Origin of the sequence: Polyangium sp. 6x1 (genome assembly GCF_029946515.1) — a bacterium.
Taxonomy (GTDB): Bacteria; Myxococcota_A; Polyangia; order Polyangiales; family Polyangiaceae; genus Polyangium.
On the sequence record NZ_JARZHH010000153.1, the window covers coordinates 1 to 6,752 of the forward strand.

Annotated in this window: 7 protein-coding genes and 1 pseudogene; 7 read left to right on the plus strand and 1 reads right to left on the minus strand. The window is 66.9% G+C overall.

All coding sequences use genetic code 11. The features are described 5' to 3' along the window. From QHF85_RS49280 to QHF85_RS49305, 6 genes are all read left to right on the plus strand, one after another. Positions 1–1,038, plus strand: a 1,038-nt coding sequence (locus tag QHF85_RS49280) for a hypothetical protein (protein ID WP_281334506.1), incomplete at its 5' end; no start/stop codon positions are given. A 23-nt stretch (positions 1,039–1,061) separates the two neighbouring features. Then, positions 1,062–1,700, plus strand: coding sequence for a macro domain-containing protein (locus QHF85_RS49285; protein ID WP_281334507.1), 639 nt, complete (start codon positions 1,062–1,064; stop codon positions 1,698–1,700). Positions 1,701–1,720: 20 nt separating this feature from the next. Next, complete coding sequence (locus QHF85_RS49290) at positions 1,721–2,509, plus strand: AAA family ATPase (protein ID WP_281334508.1); 789 nt, start codon at positions 1,721–1,723, stop codon at positions 2,507–2,509. 196 nt (positions 2,510–2,705) lie between these two features. Beyond that, the gene (locus tag QHF85_RS49295; protein ID WP_281334509.1) at positions 2,706–3,407 is read left to right on the plus strand and encodes a hypothetical protein; all 702 of its coding nucleotides are present in this window, start codon (positions 2,706–2,708) and stop codon (positions 3,405–3,407) included. Positions 3,408–3,539: 132 nt separating this feature from the next. Beyond that, positions 3,540–3,914: a nuclear transport factor 2 family protein gene (locus QHF85_RS49300; RefSeq protein WP_281334510.1), complete on the plus strand. Its 375-nt coding sequence runs from the start codon at positions 3,540–3,542 to the stop codon at positions 3,912–3,914. 116 nt (positions 3,915–4,030) lie between these two features. After that, positions 4,031–4,537 carry a hypothetical protein gene (locus tag QHF85_RS49305; RefSeq protein ID WP_281334511.1) on the plus strand — a complete coding sequence of 169 codons (507 nt, stop codon included), beginning with the start codon at positions 4,031–4,033 and terminating at the stop codon, positions 4,535–4,537. Between the two features lie 34 nt (positions 4,538–4,571). Here QHF85_RS49305 and QHF85_RS49310 read toward each other — a convergent pair whose 3' ends face one another. Then, complete coding sequence (locus tag QHF85_RS49310) at positions 4,572–5,828, minus strand: hypothetical protein (protein WP_281334512.1); 1,257 nt, start codon at positions 5,826–5,828, stop codon at positions 4,572–4,574. A 205-nt stretch (positions 5,829–6,033) separates the two neighbouring features. On the opposite strand from QHF85_RS49310, the pseudogene QHF85_RS49315 reads away from it, so the two are divergent. Continuing rightward, positions 6,034–6,752, plus strand: a pseudogene (locus tag QHF85_RS49315) (hypothetical protein); the annotation flags it as partial.

Genomic DNA, 6,752 nt, shown 5'->3' on the forward strand with positions numbered 1-6,752 from the left:
AGCGCGTCGCCCAAAGCGCCCTCCGCGCCGAGCCGGATCGAGGGCGCGTGCGTGCCGACGACCGCCTCCCCGGCGCCGCGCTCGCTCGGGGCGATCGGGCCCGCGACGCGCGCGACGGCGGGCGCGCCGCGCTGTCGTGTGGAGCGCGTGCCGCTCGGGGCGGGGCTCGTCGGGGATGGCGTGCGGCTCGGCGTCGGGCCGCTCGGGGCCGTCGCGTGCTGGCCGAAGGACGGCGATCACGTGTCGGTGCGCCTGCTCGACGCCGAAGGAAAGGCCCGCGGCGCGGTGGGGACCTCCGCGGCGTATCCGTGGCTGCGCGGCTGCGATGTGCTCGTGGGCTCGGCGAGCGCGCTCGTGCTCGTTCATTCGGGGCGAGCGGCTCCGGAGCGGCAATGGTTCGGCCTGTTCCTCGATGCGGAGGGGACGCTGGTCGCCGACACGCGGATTGACCTCGACGGTCAGAAATTCGTCGAAATCACGGCGGCGCGCGAGGACGGGGGATTCTCCCTCGTCCAGTTGCCCCCCTCGTCGGGCGATCGGGATGTCCACCCGTTCGATCTTCAATGGCTGGAGGTCTCCGCGTCGCGGCCCCGCGCGTGCGCGACGAAGGTCGCGACGAACCTCTTCGCGCCCAGCATCCATCGCGCGCAATGGGAATCCGAGAGCGCCGACGCGCTTCGTTTCGCGGCGCTCGACAGGCCCAGCGTGGGCTTCAATCCGTCCTGGTACACCCTGTCGCCCAGCAAGAGCGTGACGCCCGCTGCCGCGCCGAGCGCGCCGAAAGAAGAAAAAGCAGACGGAGAGCTGCTCGACATCGTGTTTTCCCAGTCCGGCTTGCAGCGGATCGTCGGGCGGTTCAAGGAGGGCGCCGTGCTGAACGTGCCGCCCGAGCTCGAAATCATCGACCTGCGGCCCTTCGCGGGCGACATCCTTGCGGTTCGAAACCCTGTGTGGACGGGCCGGCGGTATCTCGTCCCGCTGCCCATGTCGAGCGACGGCGCGGCCTCCCTCCTCGCCGTGGATTGCACGCCACCCTAGCGCCCGGAGGACCCAATTCGACCATGTCCATCTCGCTAGCGATTCACCTGCGGACCTTGAACGAAGCGCTCGCGCATGCCTGGCGCGAAGAGTTCGCCGGCGCGCCGGGCGTCACCGTTTCTTTGGGGGATATTTTCTTCGAGCGACCCGGCCCGGTCCTGGCGAAGGACCCCATCGAGGTGCACGCGGACGCGGTGGTCAGCCCCGCGAACAGCTTCGGCTTCATGGATGGCGGCATCGACGCGGTGTACACGCACCACCTGGGGCACGAGGTCGAGGCGCGATTGCGCGCGACGCTCGCGGAGCGATTCGGCGGCGAGCTGCCCGTGGGCCAGGCGATCATCGTTCCGACGGGCCACGGTGCGATTCCCTGGTGCATCAGCGCGCCCACGATGCGCGTCCCGGCGGACGTGAGCGACACCGTCCACGCCTTCCTCGCAATGCGCGCCGCGCTGCTCGCGGTGCTCGCGCACAACGAGAGCGCGGCCGAGCCCATTCGGACGGTGCTCTGTCCGGGTCTCGGGACCGGCGTCGGGCGCATGCCGCCCGCCCGCTGCGCGCGGCAGATGCGCGAGGCGTGGAACCAGATCATCGGCCGACGGCCGATGTTGCCTTATTCGCTGTACGAGGCGATGGAGGAGGATAGTCGGTTGCGAGGTTGAGACGACCCCGGGAACGGCCCATGACATCGAAGAAAGCCACACCGACGCCCTTCGCGGGCCAGATGTACCTCCAGGGGGTGTACGCCGTCGCCGACCGCATCCCTGCCGAGGATCGCTTCCCGTACAACCTCCCGTTTCTCCGTGGTCTCGACCTGGGGCTCGATCAGCCGGTGACCTTTTTCGTCGGGGAGAACGGCTCCGGGAAATCGACGCTGCTCGAAGCCATCGCGGATCTTTGTGGTCTCAACGTGGGCGGCGGAGGGAGCGCCGACCTGTCGTACGCCCGCCACGAGACCAGCTCCGAGCTCGCCCGCGTGCTGCGCCCGCGTTTTCGTCATCGACACCGCGACGGCTTTTTCTTCCGCGCCGAGACGCTCGTGAACTTCGCGACGCTGCTCGAAGAGCGAAAGCGCGATCCGGACTTCCTCGGAGACCCCTACATGCGTTACGGCGGCAAATCGCTCCACCGCCGGTCGCACGGCGAGGCGTTCCTCGAAGTGTTCCAGCATCGCATCCACGACGGGCTCTTCCTCATCGACGAGCCCGAGGCCGCGCTGTCTCCGCAGCGTCAGCTCACGCTCCTTTATCTCTTGCGGGATCGCGTCGAGCGCGGCCGGGCGCAGTTCATCATCGCCACGCACTCGCCCATCCTGCTCACGTTTCCAGGGGCCGTCATCGTCGACTTCGACGACCCCACGTTGCCTCGCGTCGCTTTGCAGGAGACGAAGCATTACCAGATTACACGAGGGATCCTGGAGAGCCCCGAGCGGTACTGGAAGTCCGACGGCGGGGACGACCGAGCAGGCTGAATGCGGAGGGGAGCTGCCGCTCCGCACGTCCGCGGCGTTTCTTACGCCTCGCCTGCAAGAGACGGTTTGCCCGCTCGCCCAGGGCCGTCCGCGATTCACAACGCTCGATTTGCCATAGCCACGTCGTAGCGTTGGTTTGACTTCCCCGGTTCGAGGCTCATGATGCGCCGCTTTGCAGCACGCAGAGGGGGGAATCATGCGTTTGTCACGCGTCTGCGCCGCCGCTCTGGGCGTCGCGGTTTCGAAACAGGCCGTGTCACGTTTCTGTCGCCTGCTGGCCGCCGGCGTGGCTTTGGGAGTGGCCGCACCCTCGGCCTCCGCCCAGTCGGACAAAAAGCTCCAGGACCTGCTCGGGGAGATGTGGGTCACGATCGTCGAGACGCCGTTTGACGAGAACCTGTTCAACCCAGACGCGGTGGGAGCCAATCCCTGCATCGACCTCGGGGGCGTCATGGTTGCATTCGAGCCACTCCCTCCCATCGAGCCGCCCGAGCCATCCGAGCTCACGTGCACGGTGAACACCGGTACGAAGATATTCGTCCTGGGGGCGACGTTCGAGTGCAGCACGAGCGAACTAGGCGACGACGCGACGGAAGAGGACCTCAGGACGTGTGCCGAGGAAAATGACGTCGCATCGGCACCGGTGGTCACCCTCGACGGAGAGCCCGTGCAATTGACGGAAGTCACGACGGACCCTGTGAGTTACGAATTGCCCCCGAGCAACATCTTCGGAACGGACACGTTGTCGGGACAACTGGTGGCCCACGGCTGGGTCGCGCTCTTGCATCCCATGACACCCGGGGAGCATGTGATCACCATCGACTTCGAGGGCGACGGGATCCTCGAAAACAGGACCACGATCATCGTCGAACCCGGCGCTTCGCTTCGCCGTCACTGACACGCTGGCCTCTCTCTGAATTCCTGAATTCGGCCGGCAGCGCCGACCGATCCCAGCATTCCGGCGAAGGACGACCGGGCGAACGAAGGGGCATTCGACGTCCTGGCCACCGGGTGGTACGAGGAGGGGGCAATGCCCAGCCACGCCTCAGCCGAAGAGCGCAACGTAGCCCTGGTGCGCGAGATGTTCTCCGAGTTCGCCTCGAAGCTCGACGCCTCGAAGCTCGACCTCTATCACACGCCCGACTTCGAGATGTTCAGCAACGACGTGCACTGGGATCGTCGGACCTACGACGAGTACCATCGAAAGGCATTCCGAGAGCGCAAGGCGCTTCGGGTCCACTACCACGACATCTTCGGCCAGGGCGATCGCGTTGCTGCGCGCGTCGACATCACGCTCGTCAGCCTCGACGACACCGAGACCACGGTCCAGGTGATGCTGATTGCGCAGATCTCCGACGGGAAGATCCGGCGCCTCTGGGAGCTGACGTTCCCGCATTGGCAGTAGAAATGGCGTTTGGGTCGGGCGCCCATGAACGCGTGCCCAGCGGATCTCGCGACGTGCATGGGCATACCCGAGCCTTGACGCCGTCACCCGCCAACCGTAACCCCATGAGCATCTCGATGCGCGCTCAATCCCACACCCCAACGCGCCGCCGCGTCGTGGCCATCGCTGCGCTCGCTCTTCTTCCGGGCTGCTGCGCGGCCGCGCGCGCCCGCGGCTTCGAGGAAGGTTATATCGCAGCCGCCGCGGAAGCTGCACGCGGCTGGGCCGCTGGGATGCCGGATTGCACGGACGCGCCGGCGCAAAAGAACGAGGTGCAGGTCGTCGGGCACATTTCCGATGGAGGGAGCGACTGGACGACGGATGCCATCGGGTGCACGCCAGGGTACGCGTGCTGCGCCCACACGTCGCCCATGTTTTACTCAATCGTTGGCCCCGACCTCAAGCACACGCTCATCGAGAAGATGATCCCCCCGGCTCCTTTCGCGGCCCACCGCAAGGACTGCCAATGGGGCCCCTGGGAAAGGGCCATGGAGCGCACGACGGTGCGGGCAACAGGCACGCGAGGCAAGTTTGGCCTGATCGTGACGGCGATGTGCAGGCTCCCCCTGCCAAGGCGCCCTTGAGGCCCGGCGACGCTCGCTCCTCAGAGATCACACCTCATTGGCAAGCGCCATAAGCGACGCACACGCCGGACACGCAGGCGAGATCGAACACGCACGGGCAGGCCTCGCCCACCCCTCCCAGCTTCATACAGACGCCCTTCGTCAGGTCGGTGGGGTCGAATCCCTCGCAGCGGGCGCCCGGGCCGCAGTCGGCATTCGGCGTGCAATTCTCGCCGGGCTGCGGAGGCGGCCGGCACACGCCCTCCTGGCAACCCATGCCGGGCGAGCACGGCTCGTGGCAATAAAGCCCAGGCGTGCACATGACCTTGGGAAAGTTCGCGCTCGTGCAGGCGGCGCCTTCCGGCAGGTACATCGGCGCTGTGCACACCTGGCTCTCGTCGCAAAGGAGGTCCGCGCGGCAGAAGCCCTTCGAGCAATCCTCCCCCTCGGTGAGCCCGGTGGGCCTCGACGTGCACGTGCCGGCATTGCACCAGGAGGACGCGCACGTGACGTCGTCCGCGCAAGCCGCGCCGTCGGCCGCGAGCTTCGTGCAGACGCCTGACAAACAGGAGAGCCCGTCCGCGCAGTAGGTGCTCCCGTCGCACGGCGCGCCGGCCGGGTCGCGGGGGACGCACTTGTCTACCTTGCAATACAGCGCCGGCTGGCATTCGATTCCGTGCGTGGTGCAGTCCGCGCCGAGAGGCTTGCCAGCGGGCTGGCAGGTCCCACCGGTGCAGCCCCCAAAGGCGCAGAGGTCCATCGCATCCCCGCAGCTCTCGCCGTTCGCGCGGGCGCGCTTGCAGACGCCGCAGTTCTCGAAGACGGAATGGTCGCAATACCCGCTGTCGCACTGCACGTCGGCAAAGCACACCTCGCCCGGGGCGAAGGAGCCCTTCTTGTCGTGCTCGGGATAAAGAAGGTCGCCGCTGTGGCCGATGCACGGGGGAAACACGCCGCCGCCCAGGCAGGGCGAGGTGTCCATCTGGTCGGCGCAGGCCTTGATGTCCAGGGACGTGAGGGTGACGCCCGGCGCCGTGGCAATGCCGGCGCACCTGTCGACAAAGGCCTGCTCGTCGGCGGCAGAGGGCGCCGCGACCGGGCCCGTGCAGCGCTCGGCGAACGTGATGCGCCGGAGGAAGAGGTCATGGCACGCCGAGACGACGTCGGAGGGTATTTCGACGGCGTCGCAGCGCCGGAGGAGGAGGTCACGGCAGGACGCGTCGATGTCGGCCGGCGGCGCTTCGGTGGAGTCGCAGCCGGAGAGCAGGACGGCGAAGATGCCGGCGATGAAGCTGTGTGTGTCGTTCCTCATGGTCATCGAGCATAGCGCGGACGCGGTCGTCCCAACGACACTTTCAGGAACGGAAGGGGGCTGTCTCCATGCAATGACGCGAAAGCACATCGGAAACAGCCGCTCGTCTCCCTGGAACCGATGCCCAAGGCGTAGGTTTTTTGCCCGCACCTTTCCGCATGATCCAAACTTACAGTTTCACCACGCACCTCGGAGCGGTAGGACCATGAAACGTTTGCATGCGGTTCTTTTTTTGACGCCTGTTTTTGTCTGGGGCGCCTGCGGGGCCGAGAGCGAATCCGAGGTGCCCGACGATGTCCTGGGGATGTCCGACGAATTCGGCTCGCTTGCCTGGACGCAGATTGCGGGCACCGGCCAGCCCGTCATCCAGGGCAGCACGGCGGGCGCAGCCAATGAGTACGCTCCACCTTCCTCGTGCAGCGACGGCGTAGGCCCGGATCTATCCTATCGCTGGACCGCGCCCAGCGCCGGCGCGTTTACATTCGACACCGTCGGGTCGCCCCTGGACACGGTGCTTCACATCTATGATTTCAGCTCGACGACCTTGCTCGGCTGCAACGATGACATCGCCAGCAATACCTACGCGTCGAGGGTCACCCTCAACGTCACGGCGAGCCAGGAGCTGCGCATCGTCGTGGATAGTCATGCCGCGAATGGCGGCTCGTTCGGGCTGAACATCGCGCCCGCCTGCACCACGCCACCCAGCCAGTGTCTCGCGCAGCAGGGGACCTGGAACGGGAGCGCCTGTACGTATCCCGCGAAGCCGAATGGCAGCGCATGCGACGACGGCAATGCCTGCACGCAGACGGACACCTGCCAGTCGGGCACGTGCACGGGGGGAAACCCGAGGGTCTGCACGGCGCAGAGCCAGTGTCACAATGCGGGGACCTGCAACCCGTCGACGGGCACCTGCTCGAACCCGAC

Excerpts from the sequence above, each read along its gene's own strand:
- QHF85_RS49310 (WP_281334512.1), bottom strand. The coding sequence starts at position 5,828 with ATGAGGAACGACACACACAGCTTCATCGCCGGCATCTTCGCCGTCCTG.
- QHF85_RS49300 (WP_281334510.1), top strand. The coding sequence starts at position 3,540 with ATGCCCAGCCACGCCTCAGCCGAAGAGCGCAACGTAGCCCTGGTGCGC.
- QHF85_RS49285 (WP_281334507.1), top strand. The coding sequence starts at position 1,062 with ATGTCCATCTCGCTAGCGATTCACCTGCGGACCTTGAACGAAGCGCTC.
- QHF85_RS49305 (WP_281334511.1), top strand. The coding sequence starts at position 4,031 with ATGCGCGCTCAATCCCACACCCCAACGCGCCGCCGCGTCGTGGCCATC.
- QHF85_RS49295 (WP_281334509.1), top strand. The coding sequence starts at position 2,706 with ATGCGTTTGTCACGCGTCTGCGCCGCCGCTCTGGGCGTCGCGGTTTCG.
- QHF85_RS49290 (WP_281334508.1), top strand. The coding sequence starts at position 1,721 with ATGACATCGAAGAAAGCCACACCGACGCCCTTCGCGGGCCAGATGTAC.